19 protein-coding genes are annotated in these 23,923 nt (G+C 71.8%); 8 read left to right on the top strand and 11 right to left on the bottom strand.

Annotated elements, in window-relative coordinates:
• The first annotated feature begins 54 nt into the window (after positions 1 to 54).
• Entirely contained in the window at positions 55 to 1,269 is a 1,215-nt protein-coding gene (locus tag F4560_RS12370) for a polysaccharide biosynthesis protein (RefSeq protein ID WP_184919629.1), read from the top strand.
• Here the strand turns inward: F4560_RS12370 and F4560_RS12365 are convergent.
• Together F4560_RS12365 and F4560_RS12360 are read right to left on the bottom strand one after the other, a co-directional pair.
• Positions 1,247 to 5,227, bottom strand: coding sequence for an alpha-(1->3)-arabinofuranosyltransferase domain-containing protein (locus tag F4560_RS12365; protein WP_312869240.1), 3,981 nt, complete (start codon positions 5,225 to 5,227; stop codon positions 1,247 to 1,249). The genes F4560_RS12370 and F4560_RS12365 overlap by 23 nt on opposite strands.
• Before the next feature lie 709 nt (positions 5,228 to 5,936).
• The gene (locus F4560_RS12360) at positions 5,937 to 6,719 is read right to left on the bottom strand and encodes a class I SAM-dependent methyltransferase (protein ID WP_184919627.1); all 783 of its coding nucleotides are present in this window, start codon (positions 6,717 to 6,719) and stop codon (positions 5,937 to 5,939) included.
• A gap of 125 nt (positions 6,720 to 6,844) precedes the next feature.
• On the opposite strand from F4560_RS12360, the gene F4560_RS12355 reads away from it, so the two are divergent.
• Entirely contained in the window at positions 6,845 to 8,386 is a 1,542-nt protein-coding gene (locus tag F4560_RS12355; protein ID WP_184919625.1) for a substrate-binding and VWA domain-containing protein, read from the top strand.
• A gap of 132 nt (positions 8,387 to 8,518) precedes the next feature.
• Positions 8,519 to 8,821: a DUF1540 domain-containing protein gene (locus F4560_RS12350; protein ID WP_184919623.1), complete on the top strand. Its 303-nt coding sequence runs from the start codon at positions 8,519 to 8,521 to the stop codon at positions 8,819 to 8,821.
• 186 nt (positions 8,822 to 9,007) lie between these two features.
• Here the strand turns inward: F4560_RS12350 and F4560_RS12345 are convergent, their stop codons facing one another.
• Positions 9,008 to 9,976, bottom strand: coding sequence for an FkbO/Hyg5 family chorismatase (locus F4560_RS12345; RefSeq protein ID WP_184919620.1), 969 nt, complete (start codon positions 9,974 to 9,976; stop codon positions 9,008 to 9,010).
• 40 nt (positions 9,977 to 10,016) lie between these two features.
• Positions 10,017 to 11,189, bottom strand: a complete 1,173-nt coding sequence (locus tag F4560_RS12340; RefSeq protein WP_312869235.1) for a 3-deoxy-7-phosphoheptulonate synthase — start codon at positions 11,187 to 11,189, stop codon at positions 10,017 to 10,019.
• A gap of 279 nt (positions 11,190 to 11,468) precedes the next feature.
• Here F4560_RS12340 and F4560_RS12335 point away from each other — a divergent pair, with 279 nt between their 5' ends.
• From F4560_RS12335 to F4560_RS12315, 5 genes are all read left to right on the top strand, one after another.
• On the top strand, positions 11,469 to 12,014 hold the full coding sequence (locus F4560_RS12335; RefSeq protein ID WP_184919617.1) for a hypothetical protein: 546 nt from the start codon (positions 11,469 to 11,471) through the stop codon (positions 12,012 to 12,014).
• Positions 12,011 to 13,231 carry a sensor histidine kinase gene (locus F4560_RS12330; RefSeq protein ID WP_184919615.1) on the top strand — a complete coding sequence of 407 codons (1,221 nt, stop codon included), beginning with the start codon at positions 12,011 to 12,013 and terminating at the stop codon, positions 13,229 to 13,231. Before F4560_RS12335 ends, F4560_RS12330 begins: the two co-directional genes overlap by 4 nt.
• A gap of 130 nt (positions 13,232 to 13,361) precedes the next feature.
• Positions 13,362 to 14,069, top strand: a complete 708-nt coding sequence (locus F4560_RS12325) for a response regulator (protein ID WP_312869232.1) — start codon at positions 13,362 to 13,364, stop codon at positions 14,067 to 14,069.
• Between the two features lie 9 nt (positions 14,070 to 14,078).
• The gene (locus F4560_RS12320) at positions 14,079 to 14,492 is read left to right on the top strand and encodes a hypothetical protein (protein ID WP_184919613.1); all 414 of its coding nucleotides are present in this window, start codon (positions 14,079 to 14,081) and stop codon (positions 14,490 to 14,492) included.
• Positions 14,493 to 14,688: 196 nt separating this feature from the next.
• Positions 14,689 to 14,913 carry a hypothetical protein gene (locus tag F4560_RS12315; RefSeq protein WP_184919611.1) on the top strand — a complete coding sequence of 75 codons (225 nt, stop codon included), beginning with the start codon at positions 14,689 to 14,691 and terminating at the stop codon, positions 14,911 to 14,913.
• Here F4560_RS12315 and F4560_RS12310 read toward each other — a convergent pair.
• The 7 genes from F4560_RS12310 to F4560_RS12280 all read right to left on the bottom strand — a co-directional run bounded on the left by F4560_RS12310 (position 14,892) and on the right by F4560_RS12280 (position 23,917).
• A complete protein-coding gene (locus F4560_RS12310; RefSeq protein ID WP_184919609.1) occupies positions 14,892 to 16,283 on the bottom strand; it encodes an FAD-binding oxidoreductase in 1,392 nt (463 codons plus the stop codon). The genes F4560_RS12315 and F4560_RS12310 overlap by 22 nt on opposite strands.
• Positions 16,276 to 18,180: an ABC transporter ATP-binding protein gene (locus tag F4560_RS12305; protein WP_312869230.1), complete on the bottom strand. Its 1,905-nt coding sequence runs from the start codon at positions 18,178 to 18,180 to the stop codon at positions 16,276 to 16,278. The genes F4560_RS12310 and F4560_RS12305 overlap by 8 nt, the downstream gene beginning before the upstream one ends.
• Positions 18,177 to 20,999, bottom strand: coding sequence for a type 2 lanthipeptide synthetase LanM family protein (locus F4560_RS12300; protein WP_184919607.1), 2,823 nt, complete (start codon positions 20,997 to 20,999; stop codon positions 18,177 to 18,179). The genes F4560_RS12305 and F4560_RS12300 overlap by 4 nt, the downstream gene beginning before the upstream one ends.
• 2 nt (positions 21,000 to 21,001) lie before the next feature.
• Positions 21,002 to 21,193: a DUF6229 family protein gene (locus tag F4560_RS12295; protein WP_063747199.1), complete on the bottom strand. Its 192-nt coding sequence runs from the start codon at positions 21,191 to 21,193 to the stop codon at positions 21,002 to 21,004.
• A gap of 82 nt (positions 21,194 to 21,275) precedes the next feature.
• Positions 21,276 to 22,043 (bottom strand): AfsR/SARP family transcriptional regulator, encoded by a 768-nt coding sequence (locus F4560_RS12290; RefSeq protein ID WP_184919605.1) that lies wholly within the window; start codon positions 22,041 to 22,043, stop codon positions 21,276 to 21,278.
• Between the two features lie 194 nt (positions 22,044 to 22,237).
• Entirely contained in the window at positions 22,238 to 23,455 is a 1,218-nt protein-coding gene (locus tag F4560_RS12285) for a putative glycoside hydrolase family 15 protein (RefSeq protein ID WP_184919603.1), read from the bottom strand.
• A gap of 300 nt (positions 23,456 to 23,755) precedes the next feature.
• Positions 23,756 to 23,917 (bottom strand): hypothetical protein, encoded by a 162-nt coding sequence (locus tag F4560_RS12280; protein ID WP_184919601.1) that lies wholly within the window; start codon positions 23,915 to 23,917, stop codon positions 23,756 to 23,758.
• Positions 23,918 to 23,923 lie beyond the last annotated feature (6 nt).

Genomic DNA, 23,923 nt, shown 5'->3' with positions numbered 1-23,923 from the left:
AGGCGGCGCGGTTACAGTGCAGACCTTACCGTCCGGTAACCGAGGGGGAGTGCCGTGGCCGTCAGCACGCGTCGGGCCAGGGGACAGGCGCTCGCGGTCACGGCCGGGGTGATGGCGTCGAACGCTTCGGGGTACCTGCTGACCGTTGTGGCGGCTCGTGCGCTGGCGCCGGCGGCCTTCGGTGAACTGGGTGCGTTGCTGGCGGTGCTGTTGGTGGGTGCGGTGCCGGCCATGGGAGTGCAGACGGTGGTGGCGTTGCGCGTCGCCGGTCATCCCGGTGAGTGCCGTGCGCCGCTGATCGGTCTTGGGCTGGCGGTCGCGTCGGTTGTCGCGGTGCTTGCCGGGGTTGCGGTGCCGGTGATCGTCGGGGTGCTGCGGGTGGGGGACGTGCTCGCGGTGGTGTGGCTGGCTTGTGCTGTGGGGCCGTTGACAGTCAATGGTCTGTGGCACGGGTTGCTGCAAGGACGTCAGCGGTTCGCGGTGTTCGGTGCGTTTGTCGCGGCGGAGGCGGGGTTGAGGGTCGGCGGTGCGTTGGTGGGACTGGTGATCTCGCGGTCCACTACGGGTGCGCTGGCCGGGGTTGCGGTGGGTACGGCGGTTTCGGCGGTCGTGGGCTGGGTCGTGTGTGGACGGCCGCGGCCCGCCCGCTTTCCACTCGTCCGGTTGCGGGAGGCCGGGCATGCCGTGCAGGCGTTGTTGGCCATGGTGGTGCTGGTGAACCTGGACCTTGTGCTGGCCCGGCACGTCCTGCCGGTCTCGTCGGGCGAGTACGCGGTCGGTGCCGTGCTGACGAAGATTGCATACTGGCTTCCGAATGCGATCGCCATAATGATCCTGCCCCGCTTGGCGAGCGCCGGTGCGCGTGCCGGTCACCATACCGGCCGTGGAAGGGCGGTTGTGGGGGCGTTGGCGGTGTGTGCGGCGCTGGACGGTGTGGTTGTGGTCGGTTCGGTTCTGTTCGGGTCGCAGGCGATGCGGCTGATCGGTGGACAGTCTTATGTATACAGTGTGCTGGCGCTGTGGCCGTTCGCAGTGGTGGGGTCGTTGCTGTCGCTGGCGCAGATCCTGCTGTTCGCCCGGATCGCGGGGCACGACCGTCGGGCGACCCTGCTGACGTGGCTCGCCGTGGCGGTGGAGACCGGCCTGGTTCTGTTGTGGCTGAACGACTCGCCACTCGAAGTGGTGAGCGCGGCGGTCGTGGCAACCGGCCTGTTGGTGCTGGCCGGCGCGGCGGTCGAGGTCCAGATCAGGCATCGTCGAACCACCTGATCCTGGCCGACACCACCGCGGCCAGCGCCACCAGCACCGCCGCCTGAGCCGCCGTGCCATAAGCCCACTCCTGGCCATGGCCCAACACCCGACCGGTCACGCTGACACCGGTCGCCACCGCCATGCCACCGAACGCGAGCGCCATCGACACCGCCCGCCGACGCTTCGGCACCAGACTGCGCAGGAACAGGCACGCCAACAACGCCACCAACCCGGCCATCCCGCCCAGCACGACGAGCAGCGCGGTCACCACCCACGGCACCCACCGACCATCGGTTGGCCTGGTGCCGAACTCGACCTGCGGTGACGTGTTCGCAGCGACCTGCGCACGCCGCCGCCGTGTCGGCAGTAGAGCCGCGCCCAGCAACAGCACCACGGCCAGACCGCCGATCAGCAGCCTCGTCCGGTACGACCGGTCCGGGTGGAACTCCAGCACCACCGTCACCGCGCCCGCCGGCACCCGCCAGGCCTGCTGCCACCCGTCGACCCGAGTCTTCGGCAACGGCCGCCCACCCACGGTCGCCACCCAACCGTCGTTGGCGTTCTCCGGCACGGCGAGCACCGCCGCCGGTCCGTCCGCCACCCGCACTTGCCGGTGCGCCGACGTCCACTCCACCACCTCGACCGCCCGCTGCCGAGGTTCGGCGGCCGGCGTGCCGACCTGGCGCAACCAGACGTCCTGCACCAGGAAGTCGGCCGTCCGACCGGTCCGCAGCTCGTGCTCACCCGCGTTCAGCTCCAGGCCTTCGGCCAGGTCCGGACATGTGGTCAGGGGTAGCGGGCGGTGTTCGACCACGTCGTGGACCGTGCCGGAGACCGACGTCTCGTAGGAGATCCCGTCCACCCGCAGCTCCGGACCGCGTCCGCACGGCACAGTCACCGGCGTGTCCTGCCGGATGGCCGGGAGTTGGACGCCGTCGAGCGTCAGTTCGGTGATGCCAGGCGCTCCCTGCGAGCCTGCTGCCACCCGCGTCACCGCGATGTCGAGGCGATCTGTCGTTCCCGCGAACGTGACCGTGCCGTCCGGCCCCACCGCTCGCCGCACCGTGCCCGCCGCAGTCGTTATGTCTACTTCGGACGGTGTGCTCGCGCCCGAGCCCGCCGTGGTGGTGAGCCGGATTCCGGTGATGTCCCGCGCCCGGTCCCACGCCAATCGCAGGACCGGCCGCTGGTCGGTGTGGTCGGCGATCCACGTGGTGGCCGGGTCGCCGTCCACCGCGCCGAGCGCCGCCGCACCGGGGTCACCGGCCAACTGGGTGGACGCCGCCACGGTCAGTCCCGGCAACTCCAGCGGGGGAGACGCGCCACCGGCCGGCAGCACCGTGCCCGTCACGCCGTAGGTCGCGGGCGTCGTCGTGCGGAACAGCCGGTGCAGGCCCTGCGGCTCCTCACCGAACCGGGCCAGCGACGCGTCGCACCGCACGACCTCGCCCGCCCGGAGGCAGGCGTACCGGGGCTGCGAGCCTCTGGTGAAGGCGAACGCGGTCCGTTGGCCGGGCGCGGGGTCCACGTCTTGCGGAACGCGGAGCGCGCGCTGCGGCGCGACACCAGGCACGCTCAGCTCCGCGATACCCACGTTGCCGGTCACCCTCCCGGCCGCCACGGCGAGGACCGTCACCCGGATCCGCCCGGTCAGCCCTGCCGCCACCGGGAACCGCTGCTCACCTGATCCCCTGGCCACCTCGTGCTCGACCTCGCCCGCGTCGGTGGTGATCCGCACCCGGCTCACCGGCCACCCCACCCGGCGGTCGTCCACCACCCGCAGCCCGACCTCGGTCACCACGCGCGGGGTGTCGAGTGCGACCTCCAGCCACTGACCGACCGGGCCTTCCACCGTGGATGACTGCCACGCGGTGTACGGGTCGCCGTCCAGTGCGGCGAACGGCATCGATGCCAGGTCCGAGCCCCGGACCGAGTCGGCGAACGCGGCCGACGACGACGCGGTGACCCCGCGGATGCCCCGGTGCACGGCGACCGTCCGGTGCTCCACGCCGTCGAACGGGAGGACGTCCAACGCGGGCCGCACTTGCCGGGGCTGTTCGTCGGCGGTCAACGTCTGGCCGAGGTTGTCCCGCATCCGGCCCACGTTGCGCTCCCGGTTGCGCAGACCGTCGGTGACCAGCCAGTCCGTTCCCTCCGACGCGCCGCCGTCACCGGCCAGCACGGTGGGCCGGCGCCGATCGAGCAGACCGGAGTCCAGCAGCGGCAACAACGACTCGGGCCCGCCGCTCACCGTGGCCACGTCCTCCAGCACGACCGCAGTGGCCCGCGGCACGTCCCGGTCCACCCGGTAGACCTCCAGCGCGGGCACTTTGCCCAGCCCTGCGTCCACGTCCGCCGTCGACTGGGTGTCCGGGCCGAACGTGGCGACTTTCGTCAAGCCGGGGGAGCGGGCCAACGCCTCGCGCAGCACGGCCACGGGCGGCACGTCGGCGCGTTCGACGTCGTTGCGCAGCAGGAGGAACCGGTGCCCGGAACGTGCCAGGAAGTCGGCGAGACCCGGCGCGCCGCGGCCGTCCGCCAGCGCGTCCTCCACGGCGTCCATCAGTCGGGTGTTGCCCTCCGAACCGAGCGGGACCTGGCTGCGCAGCGCCCAGGGTGACCGTGCCAGCGACTGCACCGGCTCGTCGATCGGCCGGCCCCAGGTGTACTCGGCGAACCCGGTGCCCGGCACCAGCAGCGTCCGACCGTTCCCGTCCGCGTGGGCCAGCCAGGTGGTGGCCTCACGCCAGTACGCCGGGATCTCGTCCCACCCCGGTCCGGGCCGCAACGTGAGCAGCCACGCGGGTGCGGCGGCCACCAACACCACCAACGCCCCGACCGCCCACCTCGTCCGTGCGTGCCTCTGTGGTGCTCGTGCGGTGATGGCGTGGCACAGTGCCAGCGTCAGCGGTAGGCGCAGCCCCGGCTCGAACTTGTGCACGTTGCGCAGCGGCGCCAGTGGTCCGTCGAGCAGACCGCGCACCACTTCCGACAGCGGGCTGTCCAACGCGCCGACGTACCCGATGGTCAGCAGGACGGCGCCGGTGATCACGCCCAACGTCAGGAACAGTCGCTCCGGCAGTCCGGCGCGGGCCAACCCCGCCAGCGCGATCGCTGCGAGGAGACCGGTGGCGGCCATCAGCACCGGGTTGTCGACCAGCAGGAACCCGGCCGGCCACCACGGCGTGCCCTGCACGACGTACGCGACCCACTGGTTCGTGCCGCGCAGCACCTGGAACAGCGAGGTCGGCGCGGTGGTGTTGGTGGCGGACTCGACGTAGTCCACGAACGGCAGGCTGTACTGGCCGAGCAACAGCAAAGGCAGCAGCCACCACAACACCGCTGTTGTCACCGCCGCGCACCACCAGGCGACGAGCCGTGCGTGCGCCCACGTCCAGCGGCGGGTCAGCAACCACAGTGCTGGGAGCACGAGGGCCATCACCACGACGGCCCCGTTCACGCCGCCCATGCCCAGCACGGCGACCGCGGACAGGCAGGCAGCCTTGCGCGGCCCGAGCCGTTGGACGGTGATGAGCGGCAGCAACACCCACGGCAACATCACCGCGGCCAGCGTCTCGGCGGTCAAGGGGCCGATCTCGGTCAACATCCGGGGTGCCAGCGCGTAGGCCAACGCACCCACGTGCCTCGCTGGTTCCGTGCCGATGTGCAGCGCCCGCGCCACCAGCAGCGCGCCGCCGTAGGCCAGGCACAAGAGCAGCGCACACCAGAGCCGCTGCGTCACCCAGGGCGGTAGGCCGGTGAGGTCGCCGAGCACGAAGAACGGCCCCATGGGGAAGAGGTAGCCGTATGCCTGGTTCTGCAACTCCCCGCCGCTGGCCGCCGGGTTCCAGAGGCGCAATGCGCGGGCGAGGAAGGACAGCGGGTCGACGACCAGGTCTAGCTTCGTGTCGAACGTGGTGCGGCCCGGCAGTTGGAGGAAGGAGAGGGCGGTCAGCGCGGCGACGATCCACGTCACCGGCGACCTGGGGACAGATCGCAGTTGTCCACAGACCCGCCCCGAACGCCCGTTCTTGTCGGTCCCTGCCGGCAGGATCAAATTCAGGGGTCCCCTGGGCGGGGACGCCTGCGAAGCTCTTCGCCGGGTTCGACCTGCCGGGGGTGCTTGTGGGGTCGCTTGCCTGGTTTCGTTGGCCGGGGACGCCTGCGAAGCCGTTTGGTGGGTTTGGCCTGGCGGGGGTGCTTGTGGGGTCGCCTGTCCGGCTTCGTTGGCCGGGGATGTTTGCAAAGCTCTTGGCACGGTTTCGCTTGGCGGAGGTGCATTTGCCGCTGTGTGTCGGGTCCCGTCGGCCGGGGACGGTTGTGAAGCCCTAGGGCGGGTTCCGCCGGCCGAGGTCGCTTGTGCAGCGGTTCGCCGGTTTCTGTCGGGAAGGGGCGCTGGGGATGCCGCTCGCCCGGTTGCGTCGGGAGCTTGCGGAGCCGATCGCCGAGGCGCGTTGGGAGGCGAGGCTTGGGGAGCGATGGCCGATGGTTCGTTGGGCGGAGGCTCGTGAGGAGCGGTTGGCGGTGGTGCGCTGGGCGGCGCGGCGGGGGAGCTGGGTGGCGAAGGGGTGCATGCGGGGGCGGCGTGGGGGGTGAGGGGATCGGCGTTGGGCGGGGACGCCTGCGAAGCCCTTCGCCGGGTGTTCTCGCTCCCCGGGGCCGTCGGCGGGTCGACGATGCTGATGTCAACGCTCCCCGGCGAGTTTGCGGATCACGTACCGCGAAGACACCCAATGCGTCGCCGGCTCCCGCGTAGTCGCGGTGTCGACCACCTCACCGCCATGCGCCCGCACCACCGCGCGCAACCGTGCCGCCGGCACCGCCGTCATCAACATCGGCGCGGGATAGCCGAGCAGGACCCGTTGTGCCAGACGTACAGCCGGCGCCGGGGCTATCCGCCACACCGTCCCCTTCACCGTCCACATCGGACGTGTCGTGCACTGGACCAGCGCGACCGCCCCCGGCCGCAGCACCCGCACGAACTCCGCCAGATAACCCGCGATCACCCGCCACGGCAGGTGTTGCAGCACCAGTTCCGAATACACCAGGTCGAAGCTTCCACTCGGGAACACGTGCAGGTCCGGCGCCTCGTTCAGCACGAACCGGCACGTCCCACCACCATCCGCCGGCCGACGTCTACCCAGGTCCAGGGCACGTGCGGTCTCCAGCATGGGGACCGACACATCCACTCCGACGACCTCGTCCGCGAACTCCGCCAACGCCTGCGACAACCGGCCCGCGCCGCACCCGAAGTCCAGCACCCGCTCCCACTCGGTCGGCAACCCCAACGCGGCCAACCACGAACGGGTGCGGGCGACGTCGTGTTGGCCCTGTGCCAGGAACTCGTCGACGTCCCACCGCCCACCCCGCTTGTCCGGCGCGACGCTCACCGCCCACAGCGGATCCCGCGCGCCGAGGGTGGTCCAGTCCCGGCGAACCTGGTCGAAGTCCACTCGCACCTCTCCCATGACAGCCCTGCCCCGCAACGTAACGGCGACCGCGTTGGCACTGGTCACAGAAGGTTTTGTGCGCACGGACAACCGGTCTGCGGCTACCGTGCGATCGGCCCTTCACGCCCTCGGGAGGCAACGCGGTGCGCAGGCCGGCGGTCGTGTTCGGTGTGCTGCTGCTCCTCGCCGTCACGGCCTGGGTCGGCTACCCGCACCTCCGCTTCTCCTCCGCCGACTGCACCCGGATCCTCGACGTCACCGCCGCGCCCGAGATCGCGCCCGTGGTCGAGGAGGCGGCCCAGCGGCTCGCCGACCCCTGCCTGCGCGTCGTCGTGACCGGCGCGCAGTCCGCCCGAGTCGGTGACGCGCTCGCCGACCCGGCCGCCGATCACCCTGACGTGTGGATTCCCGAGTCCACCGTGTGGTTGCAGCGCACCCAGGCCAGGCGCGCGTGGGAACTGCCCGTGGGCGGCACGTCCATCGCCTCGTCACCGGTCGTGCTGGGCGTCGCCGAGGAGTCGGCCCGCGCGCTCGGCTGGCCGGGTGAACCCCTGACCTGGCCGAAGGTGCTCGACCTGCGCGTCGGCCTCCCCGACCCGGCACGTGACCCGATCGGGTTGTCCGCCGTGCTCGGCGTCCGGCAACTCCCCACCGCGACCGCGACCCTCCGGCGGCTGTCCACCGACACCGAGGAACGGGCGGCCGACCTGTGGGCCAGGCTCGACGGACCCGACCCACTCGCCGCGTTCCCCGTGTCCGAACAGGCACTGCTGCAACGCCCCGGCCTGGTGGCCGCCTACGCCGACCCGCCCGTCCCGCCGCTCGACTACCCGTTCACCGTGATGCCCCGATCCGGGGAACGGGACGCCGCCCGCCGCCTGCTCGCCGAACTCCTCGACGCGCGAACCGCACCGGACCTGACCGAACAGGGCCTCCGGCAGCCGAACGGCACCGCAGGTCCGGCGTCCGAACGCACCACCGCCGACACCGTCCCGCCGGTCGCCGTGCCCGACACCGACGTGGCCGACGAGATGCTGAACCAGTGGGCGGCGATCAACCTCAGCGGTCGCCTCCAGATCCTGCTGGACGTGTCGGGGTCGATGGGCCAACCCGTCCCGGGTACCCGCCTCGACCGGATGACGGTCACGCTCAAGGCCACCGAAGCGGGCTTCGACTTGGTCAAACCCACCACGAAAGTGGGCATTTCGCTGTTCTCCACCAACTTGGACGGCGACCGCGACCACCGCGAGCTGCTCCCCGCCCGAACCGTCGCCGAACACCTGGCCGGCGACTCGCTGACCAAGTTGCGCGCGGTGCGGGCCATCGAGGGCGGGGCGACCGGCCTGTACGACAGCGTGCTCGCCACCTACCGGGCCGCGCGGCAGAACTGGGAGCCGGGCAGGCTGAACGTGGTCGTGGTGATGACCGACGGTCGCAACGAGGACGCCGTCGGCATCACGGCGGACACCCTGCTGGCGGAACTCCGCGCCCTCCAGGACCCGCGCCGCCCACTGCCGTTGGTCGGTCTGGGCATCGGACCCGACGCCGACCTGGGCGAGCTGACCGGGATCGCCACCGCCACCGGCGGCCGGGCGTTCACCACAGCCGACCCTGCGGCGATCGACGGGATCTTCCACAGCGCGTTGAGCGGGATGCTCTGCCAACCACCGCTGTGCAAACCGTGAATCGCATTTCCGCGCATTGATCGAATCCCATTTCCGGGCCTTTGGTTAGGCTTCCCTTAATGGTTTCGTGTTGCGGTGCCGGGTGGTCGGTGGCAACGTCGCAGTCCCGGAGCTGATGTCAGAGGAGCGGTTATGACCACCACGGAAATGCCGGCCGTCAGCGAGTGCACCGTCACGGGTTGTTCGTACAACCACGATGTTGGTTGTCACGCTTTCGCGATCACAGTCAGCGGTCACGACGGCGCCGCCGACTGCGGAACGTTCATCCCCCTCGCCCGGAAGGGCGGTCTGCCGAAGGTCATCGCGCAGGTCGGGGCGTGCTCGCGCACGGACTGCATCCACAACAAGGAGTTGGAGTGCACCGCGTCCGGTGTGCGCGTCGGGCCCGGCGAGGGCGACCACGCGGCCAACTGCCTGACCTACACCAGGGCCTGACCCGCACACGACCGTCCGAACAGGACGGCAGAGTCACGCGCCGGCCGGTCAGCACCCCTCAGAGCTGACCGACCGGCCGCGTGCCGAACGGCGGTCCGACGCCGTCGGCGGTGGTGCCGCGTGAGCGCGAGCACCAAGTTCTCCGTGACTAGGCCGCCCGCGGTCGCACCACCGCGGCCCCTCGGTTCACGGTGTGCTCCCTTCGATCTCGACCAGCAGGTCGGGGCGGCAGGCGTCGACCGTGAACACAGCGATGTCCGCGCGTCGGGGGAATTCGTCCCGGCACAGCCGCGTCACCGTCCGCACGTCCTCGGGGCGCTTGACGTAGACCTTGATCGTGCGGAGGTCGTCCAGCCGGTAGCCGCCGTCGATGCCGTGCCGGGCGAGGTTGTCCTGGCCGATCAAGGCGGCGATGTTGGCCAGCGTCACCTGGCACTGGCGGGCCACGTCACCCCGCGCGACCGTGGTCTGGCCGAGGATGCTCGCGGTGCCGGAGACGTACAGCGAGCCCTTCTCCGACGTCAGGTAGGTGGCCCGCGCGACGCTCGGGCACCGGCTGGTGTGCGCAGGGGTCTGCAACGGGTTCTCCAGGTGCACCGCCTTGCGCGTCCGGTGCGCCAGGAAGTAGAACGCGACGCCGCCGCCGAGCGCGCCGATGTCGGTGGACGCGGGCATGGCGTGGCCACGTTCGTCGAACGCCCGGCCGTCGAACGCCCGGCCACGGCCCACGCAGAAGTCCGTGTACACCTCGGTGATGCCTTCGATCATGTTCCACATCCGGAACACGTTCGGGTAGCCCAGGCGCTCCACCACCTCGAACGCCGCCAGGTACGCCCGGTGCGCCGCCTCGCCGCAGTCCGCGGACGGGCCGATCCACCCCGCGCCGAACAGCACCTCGCCGTCGTGCGCGTAGAGCAGCCCCTTGTGCTCGCCGGTCCGCACCATCTGGCCGTCCGTGTGCCAGACCTCCACCACCTCGGGCTCACCCGGCCGTGCCATGTGCAGCGGGAGGACCGGGAGGCCGTGCTCCCACCGCGGCGGACCGGCGGTAGTCGAGTGGCGGACGGCGCCCAGCACGGTGTCACCGGCCAGCTCGGCGAACTCCCGCGCGGTCCGGAATGAGCACTGGGATGACGTGATCACGTTGCTGCGCATGGTTTTTCTCCCCCTCGGAGTCACACGTCAGAGTCGGACGTCAGAGTCGGACGTCACGCCAGGCCGCGATCACGGCGAGCGCCTGTCCGGGAGTGAGCGGCGGGCCGCAGAGGCTCCGGTGCGAGCCGGTGGAGAAGTCGTCCCATGCGGCCTCGTCCGGCGTGGTCTCCAGGTGCAGACCGCCCGCCACGCCACCGGCGACGTGCACGGTCGCCCGGAAGTCCGCCACCTCGCGGACGACCGTCTCGACCAGTCGCGTCTGGCGGCCGTCGGCGTCGGTGACCGTGTTGCCGTGCAACGGGTCGCACAGCCAGATCACCGGGTGGCCCGCCGAGCGGACCGCGTCCACCAGCGGCGGCAGCTGCGCGGACACCCGGTCCGCGCCGAGGCGGGTGATCAGCGTCAGCCGACCCGGCTCGCGTTCCGGGTCGAGCCGTTCGCACAGCGCGAGCAGCTCGTCCGGGCGCATGCCGGGGCCGATCTCGCACGCCACCGGGTTCGCCACCGACGCAAGCAGCCGGATGTGCGCGCCGTGGACGTCACGGGTGCGGTCGCCGACCCACGGCCAGTGCGTCGAGGTCAGCAGCGGGACGCCCCGTTCGTCCCGGCGCACCATCGGCAGCTCGTAGTCCAGCACCAGCGCCTCGTGGCTGGTCCGCACGAGTGGCAGGTGACGCCGCAGGAACTCCGTCACCGACCGCGCCGCGTGGTAGCCCGCGATCAGCCGTGCCGGGTCCGCCTGCCTGGCCAGGACGTGCGGCTGCGGCGCGTTGACCAGGTCGCCCCGGTACACCGGCAGCTCCACCCCGTCGACCACCTCCGTCGGGCGGGACCGCGACTGGGCGAACTGCCCGGCCAGCCGGCCGACCCGCACCACCGGCCGGTCACCCTCGCCCAGCGCCGTGGCCAGCCGGTCGAGCAGCGCGACCTTGGGGACCACCTCGCGCGGGCCGCACTCGGCGAACGGCTCGACGCGGTCACCTGCCTGCAACACGAGCCGCCGGCCGGCCGCGACCTCGGCCAGATCGGCCCGGAGCGCCGCCACCTCGGTGGGCGTCACCAGGCCGTCCAGCCGCGCGAGCCGGGCCCGGAACGCCCGTGCCCGGCGATCCGACCACGGCGGCTGCTGGGCGGCGGGCAGCGATTTCCAGTGCGCCGTCCCCCATTCGGACAACGCCCTCGTGTGACTGCGCGGAACGGGTTCGGTGGACACATCGGCCTCCGTCGATCCGGTTTCCTGCGGTTCCTGGTTCTGACCGCAATGCTGTCGAATGACGGGGGCCATTTCGTCTGTCCCCGGGTGGATTCGCCGGGTCCGCTTTCCCGTGCTGCGTCGCCCGATCGAGGTAAGACCTGAGGGGGATCGTCAAGATCGGACCCCGGGCGGACGATATCCCCAAGAGCGCGTGGTCCCATTGTTCGCGGCGCGAAAAAGGGAGCGCCGAACGCGTGGATCACGCGACAACGGGGAGGAAAAGTGTCCAGTTCCAACGTGCGTCTCGCAGTGTCCGTCCAAGCCCGTGGTTTCCCGGACAAACCTTGGGAAGGCCACCTGGCCACGGGGTTGTTGGTGGTGCCGGACGAGGTGCTGGTGCCGTCCGCGCCGGTGGAGCTGGGCGAGGCGACCGGCGGTCTCGACCTGCTCGTGCTGCCGCTGCCGCTCGACGGTGGCGGCCGGATCGAACGCCTGGTCGTCGAGCAGGTGCTGATGTCGTCCACGCTGCCCGAGGACGGGGGCGACCGGTTCGCCGTGCTCCGGTTCGGCAACGCCTCCCGGCACGAGCCGCAGGTGAGCCGGTTCAGCGGCACCGATCTGGACGAGGCCGTGCGCGCGCACGAAGGCGACCTGTGGGCGGCGCTGGAGACCATCGGCGCCATCACGCCGGGAGTGCGCGACGCCGTGACGCCGGACCTCCTGCGCGAGGCGGCCGTGATCGAGGACGCCCAACGCGCACCCGAGTTCGAGCACCGGTCGCTGGCGTCGGGCCCGGCACCGTTGTGCCCGGTCATCAAGGTGTGCGCCCCACCCAGGTCATGACCGGAAAGCGGCCGGCCTGGGTATCCCGGCAGACCGCCGTCGATGTCGCGTTGGCGGCGTCGACCACGGTCCTCGACCTGCTGCTGTTCTCCACGGTCAGCACCGACTGGTCGGGCAACGCCGACGCCTGGCGCGTGATCGCGATCGGCGCGGTCGCCTTTGCCGCGCTGCTGGTGCGGCGGAGGTACCCGGTGGCGGTGTTCGCCGTGGTCTGGGCCTGTGCCGTGCTCGCCGCTCCGCTGGGCGGGATGGACTTCACCCCGACCGCGACGACGTGCGTCGCGCTGTTCACCGTCGCGCTGCACGCGTCGAGCCGGGTCGCGGTGGTGGCCCTGCTCGCGTGCGCGGTCCCGGCGCTGACGTCCTCGCTGCTGGAAGCCCGGTCGAGGACGCAGGACGAGGCCACGGTGGCCCTGTACGCCACGATGGCGTTCAACCTGCTGCTGTACGGGTGCGTGTGGGCCGGTGGGCGGTGGGCGCGGTTGAGCCGGCAGCACGCCGAAGACCTGGAGTTCCGCCGGCGGGTGGCGGCGCAGGAGGCGGTGGCCGTCGAGCGCACCCGCATCGCGCGCGAGCTGCACGACATCGTGGCGCACTCGGTCACGGTGATGGTGTTGCAGGCCGCCGGCGCGCGGCGGGTGCTCGACAGCGATCCGGTGCGGGTCGGGCAGGCGCTGCGCCACATCGAGGAGGCCGGCGAGCAGGCGATGGGGGAGCTGCGCCGGATGCTGACCGCGTTACGGCTGAGCCACGACGACGAGGACCTCGAGTCGGGCGGGGTGAACGGCCTCCCGCAGCCCGGCCTGGCCGACCTGGACCAGCTGGTCGGCGCCATCTCGGCCGCCGGCGTGCGGGTCCACACGCGGGTGGAGGGGGAGCCTCGGCGGCTGGCGGCGAGTGTGGACCTGGCCGCGTACCGGGTGGTGCAGGAGGCGCTGACGAACGTGACCAAGCACGTCGGTCCGGGCGCGGCGGTGGACGTCCGGTTGGGGTGGGCGGATGGCGAGCTGACCGTCGAGGTCACCGACGACGGGCGTGGGCGGCGGCCGGAGCGGACGTTCTCCACCGACCACGGCCTGGCCGGGCTGCGCGAGCGGCTGGCGATCGTGGGCGGGCGGCTGGAGGCGAACCCACTGCCGGCGGGCGGCTTCCGGGTCGTGGCGGTGTTCCCGGTGTCCGGTCCGGTGGCCAGCGAGGCTGTGGGTGAGCGTCGGTGATTCGGGTGGTGTTGGTGGATGGCCGGCGGTTGGTTCGGGCTGGTCTGGCCGTGCTGGTGGACGCGGAGCCGGGTGTCGGGGTGGTGGCGGTGGTGCTTCCGGTGGTGAGTGGGGCTGTGGGTGAGCGTCGGTGATCCGGGTGATGTTGGTGGACGACCAGCCGTTGGTGCGGGCAGGTCTCGCCATGCTGCTGGACGCCGAACCTGACATCGAGGTGGTGGCCGAGGCGGACGAGGGCGAGAGCGCGGTGGCTCGGGCGAGCGAGCTGCACCCCGACGTGGTGCTGATGGACGTGCGGATGCCGGGCGTGGACGGGGTGGAGGCCACCCGGCGGATCATCGACGCCGACCCGGAGGGCGAGGACCACGCCACGAAGATCATCATCCTGACGACGTACCACGTGGACGAGGCCGTGTACGCGGCGTTGCGGGCGGGTGCGTCCGGGTTCCTGCTGAAGGACGCCGTGCCGCGCGAGCTGGTCGACGCCGTGCGCACGGTGGCGTCCGGTGAGGCGTGGCTGGACCCGACCGTGGCGAAGGGGCTCATCCGCGAGTTCGCCGCCCGGCCCCGCCACCAGCTGCCGACGTCGGCGGAGCTGGGCGAGCTGACGGTGCGGGAACGCGAGGTGCTGGTGCTCGTCGCGCACGGGCTGTCGAACCCCGAGATCGCCTCGCACCTGGTGGTGGGCGAGGCGACGGTCAAGACCCACCTGGGCCGGATCCTGATGAAGCTCGGGCTGCGCGACCGTGCCCAGGCGATCGCCGCCGCGTTCCACAGCGGCCTGGTCGCGCCGGGCAGCTGTCCGCCGCCGCCCGCCGGTCGCACCCCGGGCGGCTAGGATCCGGGGGTGACGATCACCATTCCCGGCTTCGGCGAGCTGACGCCGGTGGACCACACGCCCGAGGGTGTGGCGTGCTGGAACGCGACTGCCGCCGGGACGTCGGTCAGCGTGCTGGTGGAGGAGCCGGCCACCACCGACGACCTCGACCTCGCGTTCATCGGCTCGGTCCTGGACGAGCGCGAGCGGCTGCTCAAGACCGCCCACGAGGCGGTGGACGAGCACCTGCGCGATCGTCCCGGCTACGGCCCGGACGCCGTCGCCGAGCCGGAGTTCACCTTCCACCCGGGCCGGGACTGGCTGGTCCGGTTCGCCGAGTGCAGCGTGGCCGGCCTCGGCGAGCTGGGGGTCGTGGTGGTGTTCAACGGCGCCGACGTGGTCGGGGTGGACGAACTCACGGACGTCGAGCTCGACGACGAGTGACCAGGCCGCGGCCTGGCGCGTGACTTCGGGACCGCGTGACTTCCGGACCGCGTGACTTCGGGACCGCGTGACTTGGGTAGCGAGTGACTTCGGTACCCCGTGCGGGTCGTCGGCCGACGCATTGCCAGGTTGCCGGCCACTGTGCTGGGATCGGTGTACCGCCGCGTGGAAAGCGTTTTCCGTGAAGGGGGAACCGATGCGCGCACTGGTCGTCGCGGCCCTGCTCGCCTTGGGCGCCGCAACCGCCCCGGCGTCAGCCGCACCAGGTCAAGCGGTGGCCATGGACTACTGGCAGTACGTCGCCACCTACGAAACCAAGCAGGAATGCGAAGAGGCGGGCCAGAAGAAGCCCTGGGACGTGGACGAGCACGTCTGCTGGAAGTACAACGGCTGGGACCTCTACTGGATCTTCCCGACCTGAGCCGTCCCGGGGATGGACTGGGCGAAGTGGAACCTGTCGTCGGGGTCGTAGTGCGACTTGACGGCACGTAGGCGGTCCGCGTTGGCCCCGTAGTACGCGGTCTGCCAGTCGGCCTGGGCCGGGTCGGGGAAGTTCGGGTACACCCGACCCGTGCCCCAGGGGTGGAGGATCGCCCACGCCGCCGCCAGGCGGTCCAGCACCTCCTGCCCACGCCGCGCCGCGCCGTTCGGGCCGACCAGGACCGTGTGCTTGACGAGGAACGCCTGGTCACGGTGGGCGAACGCGGTGGCGTCCGACGCCACCCGCCCGTACGCGCCACGCCACGGCGTGAACGCGATCTCCCGCAGCTCACCGTGCCGGCGACCCGCCGCGAAGTGCTCAAGCAGCGCCGCCACCGCTTCCTCGGGCAACGCCCGGTCGAAGAACTCGGTCTTGGCGGTCGACATCCCGGGCCGCTCGTGCACGAGCGGGATGCTCACCGGATCACGGGCGACGGCCGAGTGCGGTGTCGCGTGCAGCAACACGGCGTCGGCGGCGGACACGTCGACCACCTCGGTGAACACCGGCTGGGCGTCGGCCGGAAACCCGAGCGCGTCCGGAAACCCGAGCGCGTCACGGTCGGGCACCGCCCCGACCAGCATCACCACCGGCTCCTCGTCCGGGGACTCCGGACCGAGCACGACCAGTTCCACCGACACCCCGTCCGGCGCATCGGGCGCCCACCGCTGCCACCAGTCGATCAACGCGGCGGCATGGTGGAAGTCCCAGGACATCCTCAGATGGGTGCGGGGCCGGGCGGGCATGGTCCGGAACGTCGCACGGGTCACCACGCCGAAGTTGCCACCGCCCGCGCCGCGCAGCGCCCAGAACAGGTCGGCCTCCCGTTCCTCGGACGCCTCCACGACGTCCCCCGACGCCAGCACGACCTCCGCTGACACCAGCGCGTCACAGGTGAGCCCGTGCAACCGCCCGTGACTGCCGAACCCGCCACCGAGCGCCGCGCCGACCACCCCGACCGACGGGCACGACCCGACCGGCACCAGCCGACCCGAAGGGGCCAACGCCTCGGCCAACCGTCCGATCCGGACGCCGCCGCCGACCGTCACCAGGTCACCCGAGACGGACAGCGAGTCCGTCGGCGTCAGGTCCAGCAGCAGACCGGTCGTGCTGGAGTAGCCGGCGTTGCTGTGCCCGCCACCCCGAACGGCGAACGGCCACCCGCGCGTCCGGGCCAACGCGAGAGCGGCGACCACGTCGGCGGCGGAGGCGCAGCGGGCGACCGAGTGCGGCAGCACCTCGTGCGGTCGTCCGATGAACTGGCTGCGCGACCACGCGTACCGCGGATCGTCCGGCCCCACCAGCTCAAGCACCGGCGTACATCCGGCTCTGCAACTCGGACAGCTCCGCGTACCGTCCACCCAACGCCAGCAGTTCGGTGTGCGTGCCCTCCTCGACCAACTCCCCTTCGTGCAGCAGGAGGATCCGGTCCGCGTGCCGCACGCTGGCCAGCCGGTGCGTGATGAGCACGACGGTCCGGTCCTCGGCCAACGCGCGCAGCGACTCGTACACCGCGAACTCGGCCTTGGCGTCCAACGGCGCGGTGGGCTCGTCCCAGATCAGCAGCGGGGCGTCCCGGTAGAGCCCGCGGGCGACGGCGAGCCGCTGCCACTGGCCGCCGGACAGCTCCACGCCGCCCCGGAACTGCTTGGACAGCAACGTGTGCCAGCCGTCGGGAAGCTGGTCGACCACTTCGTCCGCGCCGGCCTGCGTCGCCGCGTCCAGCACCGCCAGTCCGTCCGGGTCGGGCCGGTCGTGCCTGCCGACGCGGACGTTCACCCGGGCCGTGTGCGGCCACCGGACCGGGTCCTGGAGCACCATCATCACCCGGTCGGCGACCTGGCTCCGGTCGACCAGCGCGATGTCGTGCCCGCCCCAGCGGACCGCGCCGGACGTCGGCGTGTAGAGCCCGGCGATCAGCTTGGCCAGCGTGGTCTTGCCCGACCCGTTCTCGCCGACGAGGGCGATCGTCTCGCCGGGCTCGATGGTCAACGACACGTCCCGGACCGCCGGTCGGGCGCTGCCGGGGTAGTGGAACTTGACGCGGTCCAGCGTCACCCGGCTCGGATCGATCGGGGCGTCGACGCCGTCGCGCTGCGCGGACCGTGCGGCGGAGGCCAGGAACTCCTGGTAGTCCGCGACGTACATGCCCTGCTCCACGAGCTGGTTGGCGGCCAGCACCAGCCGGTTCAACGCGCTCGTGGCCACCCGGATCGAGATCGCCGCCGTGCCCGCCACGGCCAGCGGCACCCAGCCGTACCGCACCAGCCCGCCCAGCACGACGTAGGTCACCGCGAGACCGAGCCCGGCGAGCGCACGGCCGGCTCCGCGCACCCGGGCCTGCGCGGTGGCGAGCCGGACGTCCTCGTCCCGCAACGGGTCCGCCGCCACCCGGTACTCGTGCAGCACGAACGGTTCCGCCTGGTAGGCGCGGATCTCGGCGGCAGGCTGACGTTCGGTGGCGAGACCGGCCACCATCTGCACCCGCCGGTCCAGCGCCACGGTCCGGCCGACGCTGGCGTAGGCGAGCTTCGCGGCCCGCTGCACCGCCCACCCGTCCGGGATCACGGCCAGCAGCAGCACCGGCACCAGGATCGGGTGCAGCACGGCCAGGCTGCCGGTGGCCGCGACGATGCCCAGCACGGCGCCGAGCAGTTCGACCAGGTTGTCGGCCGCGCGTTCGAGGTAGAACAGCCCTCGGTCGCGGGCGCGGTGCATCCGGTCGTGGAACCGGGAGTCGTCGAACGCGGCCAGGTCGGCGGTGAGACTGGCCGCGTACAGCCGTTCCTCGGCCAACCGCCGCACGGCGGGCGTGATGCGTGCGTGGGCGAGGGACACCCCGACGTCCATCGCGCCGCGCAGCCCGAACGCCGCGCCGACGAGCAGCAGGTTCGGCAGGGCGGCCAACACCCGTTCGGTGGTCGGTCCGCTCGCCAGCAACTCGGTCAGCACACCCGTCGTGGCGAACAGCCCGAACGCCGCCGCGAGCCCCGACACCACCTGCATCACCGCGACGGCCAGTGCGGGCACCGGCGCGGCCTGGCGGATCATGGCGAGCACGGGCCAGGTGGCCGACGGCAGACCCCGCAAGACCCGGCGGGGTGCGGTGGCGGCGGTGTCGTCCAGTTGCCAGTGCGGGGTGACCAAGGCACCGTCGCGCGGGTCTCCCTCCTCGGACTTCGCGCCGGTCACGCCGGTCGCGCCGGTCACGTCGGGCCGTCGCCGAGCAGCAGCACGGACGGCAGGTCGCAATCCGGGTGCATCCGCAGCAGCTGGTACGCGATGCCGCCCGAGCCCGACATGACGCTCGGCGAGTACACCTCACGCGCCAGACCGGTGGTCGGCCCGTTCGCCTCCAGGCTGCCGATCACCATCGCGTCCAGGCTCGCCCGGTCCAGCCCGTCGGGCGCGACACCGGCGTCGAGCGCGGTCGTCAGGAGCTCCCACGTGCCCGTGTCGCCGTGGCACAGCGTGTGGGTCCACCCGATGCCGTCCCGCAAACCCGAAGCCGCCGCTCGACGCAGCACGTCCGGGTCCGAGGTGGCCAGGCCGACGCCGACCGCGCCGTGACACCAGGCGGCGGCGATCGTGTTCGGCTCACGGGGGTCCATCCACGCTCCGCGCTCCCGGCTGTACCAGGTCTCCTCGAACGCCGCCGCGCCCTCGGTCAACGTCGAGAACCGGCGTTCACCGGTGACCGCCGCCAGCTTGCCCAACGCCCACCCGATGCCGGTGGCTCCGTGCGCGAACCCGCCGATGCCGTCCGGCCAGTTCGGTGCGCCCCACCGGACCAGGCCGCCGTCGGTGCGGGCCTCGGACACCAGCCTCCGGCCCGCGTCTGCCGCCACGTCCACCCACCGCGCGTGACCGGTCCGCTCGGCCAGCATCAGCAGCGGCACGATCGCGCCCGCCGTGCCCACGACCACGTCCGGGCCTTCGCTCGCGGCGATCGCGGCGGGCATCTGCGCGGCCAGGAACTCGGCGTCTTCCAGGCAGTCGAGCCCCAGCCGGTGCAGCGTGAGCCAGCACCAGATCTGCGAGCCCAGCCCGATGTACGCGCCCACGGGATCGGGCCTGCGGCGGGTGTGTTCCGACTGGGCGGCCCACCACCGCTGGGTCAACGCGGCGGTCCGCACGGTCGCGTCGAGCAGGTCCGACACGTGGTCCACCGCGTCGGCACGGCCCGCGGCCACCTCCCGGCGGTAGGCCGCGAGCAGCACGGCGACACCCAACGTGCCGCCGTACAGGTCCGGTGTGAGGGGAGTGGTCTGCCACCCGGACCGGTCCAGGATCGGCGCGAACCACGTTGCCGTGCCGTCGCCGCCACGGATCGCTTCGCCCGCCAGTTCACGCATCAGCTCCGCTGCCAGCGCGCGTCGGCGTGTGTCCAAAGAGGACTGAGCTGGTGGCGGGGTGGTCATGCGGTGCAGGTCGGGTTCTCCGCCCTGGTTCAGGTAGGCGCTGACCAACGCGGCGTGCGTGACGCGGCGTTCCAGCGCGAGGTCCGCGGTGCGCCAGTTGTGCAACGCCAACTCCACCTGGTCGACCCGCGGCCCGCAGACCGTGTCGCCGGGCGTGTGCAGCCAACCTTCGGCGGGCGTGGTGGTGAACACGGGGATGTCGCCGTTCAGCAGCTCGGCGACCTCGGCCGCGTGGACGTCCGGGTCGCCCGGCCCACGGGTGTTCATCGAGTGCCGCGCGAGCAACGCCCTGGCCTTGCGTTCCGCCGTGTCCTGGTCGTGCAGGCCCGCCGGGTGCCACAGCATCCGGGCCAGCTCGGTGTACGACTCGGTGTCGCGCACGATCACCCGCACCACGCAGTCGGCGAACGTCGCCAGCAGCGGCGCCAGGTCACCGGCCTGGTCCAGCCGCGTGATCCGCGCCGCCATCTCGTCGAACCCCGCCACGACGCGCGGCCAGTGGCGGGCCAGCCGGGGGTGCGGGCTGGGCAGGTTCCGGGTCGGCGGCAGCTGCTGCGGCACGATGACCACCCGCGCCTGGTCCGTGCCGGCTCCCACCAGGTCCGGCATCCCGACGTCGGGCTGCTCGCCCGGCAGTCCGCCCATCGCGGACCCGTCCACGCCACGCCAGCCCAGTCCCGCGCCACGTCCGGGCAGCAGACCGGTCCGCAGCACCGTCCCGTTCAGCTGTTCGGCGATCAGGTCGGTCGCCTCGCCGGCGCCGGTCGGCGGGTGCGGCGGCCGGGGCGTGAACACGCTTTCGCAGTCCACCACCACCGGCACCGGCCCGCAGGCGATGATGTTCTCCGCGTGCAGGTCCGTCCCGGACACCAGCCGCATCACGGCCAGCCAGTGGCCCAGGTTGCGGTAGAACACGTCCAGCTCCGCGTCCGTCTCGCAGTACCGGTGGGCTACGTGCTCGGCCCAGCCGTAGCCGTCGGCCACGATCGCGCGCGGCACCCGGATGCCCTCGGCGTCACCGACCGTCAGCACGGCCAGGAACTCGGCCAGCCGCCGGTCCACCTCCATCGGACGGGGCTTGTAGACGACCGTGCCACCGGTGCAGTGCAGGAGCGTGACGGTGTGGCCACCGCGGTGGCTGTCACCCGCGCCGAACTCGACCTTGCGCAGCTCACCGGCGTCCGCGCCGAGCAGGTCGGCCAGCCGGGACCGGTCGGCCGCGAACCGTGACGCCATCGTGTGCACGGCGTCGACCCGGTTCGTCACGACCGCGCGCAATCGGGTCACGACGTGCGGGTAGTGGCGGGTGAGGTCGTGCCAGAAGTCGGGTTCCGCCGCCCGCGCCAGGAATTCCGCCCAGCGCCCGGCCGGGTCGGTGGCGACGAGCTTGCCGGTCACCCGGGCCGCGTTCAGCTCCAGCACGATGACGCGGACGACCTTGCGCCGCACGGTGTCCAGCAACGCGTCGCGGGCGGCGTCGAGCACGGCGTCCGCCTCGGCGGCGGCGAGGTCGGCGACCTCGGCCACACAACGGGCCAACCGGTCCAAAGCGGGACCGATGAGCCAATCCAGGGTCCGGTCGAGCTCGCCGACCTCGTCAAGTGGCATCGTCAGCAGCAGTACACCGGCGCGGACGCGGTGCACGACGAGCAGCGGCTGCCCGGCGGGTTGCAGGCCACGATGTCACCCTCGGCGAACTCGCCGTTGGCGAACAGCGGACCGGCCGGGTTGTCCCACTCGTCGAGACCGGCACGCCAGCGTGCCACCAGTTCCTCGGCGTCGAGCAGCATTGCGGAAGTCATCCGTGCTCCCTTCCTCGATGGGAGCCGGAGTGTAAAAATCCTGTGCACACGGTCGCGCACACAAAAAGTCGCGCTGCGCCGTTCAGTTGCACCCACCCGGTTCCGGCGCGGCGGCGTCGTTGCGCCGAACGGCCTCGAACAGCTCCGTCGTCTCCCGGCTCGGCGCCACGCCCAGCTCCGCGGCGAGCACCCGCACCAGCCGTTGGTAGACCGCGACGGCTTCGGTGCGGCGTCCCGCAGCGGCCAACGCGGCGACCAGGTGCCGCCAGAACCGTTCCCGCAGCGGGTACTCGACCACCAGCCCGGCCAGCACGGGCACCAACTCGTCGTGGAAACCGAGCGCCAGCCGGACGCCGACGAGGTCTTCGACGGCACTGATCCGCTGCTCGTCCAGCATCGTCACATCCGGCCGGACCGCCTCGGGCACCGGCACACCGGCCATCACCGGCCCCCGCCACAAACCCACGGCGCGCGCCAACGACCGTGCCGCCGCGTCGTGCGCGCCGTGGCCGCGTAACTCCCGGCCCTCGGCCAGGAGCCGCTGGAACGACGTCACGTCCACCCCGTCCGGCGACGCGACCAGCACGTACCCGTCGCGCGAACTCACGATGCCCGGCTGGTCGGCCGCACTCAGCAGCCTGCGCAACTCGGCCAGGTGCGTGCGCACGTTCGACGCAGCCGACGCCGGCGGCTGGCCCGGCCACAGCGCCTCGATGATCCACTCCAACGGCAGCGCCCGGTTGGCGCGCAACGCCAGCACACCGAGCAGGATCCGCGCCATCCGCCGCGCCGGGTGGCGCAGCACCCCACCGGACCGCACCACGGGCCGTCCCAGCACCAAGACCGCCATCCGACACCCCTTCACGGGCAGAATCTCCCGATATACCAGGGGCTGGGGGCGGCGGACACCGACGTCTCCGCACGTTCGCACGTCACTGCGGACCGGCGAAGGCGGCGGATTGGGGCGCTGGAAGGGTCCCGCTGGTCCAGTCAGAGCCGGGCGACACCCGGTTCCAGGCCCACCTGCCGCTGACGCCGGAGCCGTCAGCAGAACCTGCGGAGGATTGAGCCGGAGGTGCCCGACAGCGACACGGACTTCACGACCATGCCGCGCTCGTCGACGTGCGGGCTGCCCAGCTTCACCGTGACGGACCGGCTGCCGGTCGGGTTCGCGTTGACCAGGACCATGCCGCACGAGAAGTCGCGCCGGAACACGTTGCGCGCCACGGACCGGTAGGGCCCGGACGGCGTGCCGAGGTCCCAGTTGTACTCGGGGTGCCACGGTGACGCGTCGTCGTAGCGGTCGGTCTCCTCGATCTCCGCTATCGCGGCGTGGCCGCCGTTGACCATCAGGTAGCCGGCGAGCGCGTAGCGGAACGCCCGGTCGTTGCCCGCGGTGAAGTGCGGCTGCACCCACGTGAGCTTGCCGCGGGCCTCGTTCGACGCGATCTCGGCGACCTGCCTGCTCCACCCCTCGGCGTACTCGGGCAGCAGGTTGTCGTCGTCGAACGTGAGCCACCACTCGTCGAAGCCGCCGTCCAGGTGCTCGGTGTAGGCGTCCCAAGCGCCGGTGTGGAGGCGGGCGTTGGACAGGTTCGCGACCGTCTTCAACCCCGCCGCGACGAATTCGTCCCGGGTGTTCGCCAGCATCGACTTGTACGCCTGCTGGAACGCGGCGTCGGTCGGGTACTTCGCGGGACAGACGCCCGGATGATAAGCGTCGCACGGGAACAATGCGTTGTCCATGAAGACGCCGTCGAATCGGGAAGCGGTGCTGTCCTCGATCACCCGGGTGGCCCAAGCGTTCTGATACGCCGTGTTGCCCACGTCCATCTGCCAATGCCCCGAATAGCCGCTGTACTCGAACCGGCGACCTCGCGGATCGAGCAGGAACCACTCAGGGTGGTTCTTTTCCGCCTCGCAATAGCCCACTCCGGTCGGCAACTGCGCGTCGTCGATCCCGTTGCGGCAGGCGTACGAACGGGTGGACGACAGGTCCTTGTAGACGAACACCTGGACGGCCGGGTTCATCGCCTTGAGCCTGGGCACCAGCGAGCCCTCCCAGGCGTTCAGCACGATGTGACTGCGCCTGCGCGCCTCGGTGAACAGGTCGATCTCGGACACCGGTGTGCTGTTCAGGTGCAGCCAGAACGACTGCACGCGCCCACCTCCGGCCAGTGTCGGATCGCCACCGGGCACCGCGGACTCCGACGGGGCGACCAGGACCGCCGACACGGTCGCGGCGACCGCAGTGGACAGCATTATGCGGCTCAGACCGCGGCGCGCAAGTCGGCCGCGTTCATTCCAGTCGTGTTCATGTCGATTGAGCAGGGACATGCCGACCCCAATCATGGCAGGGCCGTGTCCGATACCGTCCCGTCGCGCCGACAATGTCAACGGGATCGTGGGTAAAGGGCGCCCGCCCTCGTGCTCGAAGTGCCCGGATCACCTACTGTTCGGTAGCTCGTGCGTATCGGCAGTAAAACCTTCCATCGGCGCACGGGTCAAGCACTCGTGCGCCCCTCACGCACGAAATACCCGTCTCTATCGGTTCTATTCCGGTCAGCCCACGACGAGGTCGTGACGGCGTCGGGCGTGCGGCCGAGGCGACCTCGGTCGCACCTCGGCGCAGCCGACGATCACCACGCCCGCCAGCAGCGGAAGGACCATGGCCCCCTCGACCGCCAGCGCGCACGTGAGTGCGATCCACAGCAGCAGTCTCATGAGGGA

The organism is Saccharothrix ecbatanensis, assembly GCF_014205015.1.
GTDB classification, from domain to species: Bacteria; Actinomycetota; Actinomycetes; order Mycobacteriales; family Pseudonocardiaceae; genus Actinosynnema; species Actinosynnema ecbatanense.
Note: the sequence above shows the minus strand (reverse complement) of the source record. Positions and strands in the feature narration are given on the sequence as shown.

What these genes read in the sequence shown, in the direction of transcription:
- F4560_RS12360 (WP_184919627.1), bottom strand. Translation starts at nt 6,719, where the DNA reads ATGGGAGAGGTGCGAGTGGACTTCGACCAGGTTCGCCGGGACTGGACC.
- F4560_RS12350 (WP_184919623.1), top strand. Translation starts at nt 8,519, where the DNA reads ATGACCACCACGGAAATGCCGGCCGTCAGCGAGTGCACCGTCACGGGT.
- F4560_RS12345 (WP_184919620.1), bottom strand. Translation starts at nt 9,976, where the DNA reads ATGCGCAGCAACGTGATCACGTCATCCCAGTGCTCATTCCGGACCGCG.
- F4560_RS12330 (WP_184919615.1), top strand. Translation starts at nt 12,011, where the DNA reads ATGACCGGAAAGCGGCCGGCCTGGGTATCCCGGCAGACCGCCGTCGAT.
- F4560_RS12315 (WP_184919611.1), top strand. Translation starts at nt 14,689, where the DNA reads ATGCGCGCACTGGTCGTCGCGGCCCTGCTCGCCTTGGGCGCCGCAACC.
- F4560_RS12300 (WP_184919607.1), bottom strand. Translation starts at nt 20,999, where the DNA reads ATGCCACTTGACGAGGTCGGCGAGCTCGACCGGACCCTGGATTGGCTC.
- F4560_RS12295 (WP_063747199.1), bottom strand. Translation starts at nt 21,193, where the DNA reads ATGACTTCCGCAATGCTGCTCGACGCCGAGGAACTGGTGGCACGCTGG.
- F4560_RS12290 (WP_184919605.1), bottom strand. Translation starts at nt 22,043, where the DNA reads ATGGCGGTCTTGGTGCTGGGACGGCCCGTGGTGCGGTCCGGTGGGGTG.
- F4560_RS12285 (WP_184919603.1), bottom strand. Translation starts at nt 23,455, where the DNA reads ATGCTGTCCACTGCGGTCGCCGCGACCGTGTCGGCGGTCCTGGTCGCC.
- F4560_RS12280 (WP_184919601.1), bottom strand. Translation starts at nt 23,917, where the DNA reads ATGAGACTGCTGCTGTGGATCGCACTCACGTGCGCGCTGGCGGTCGAG.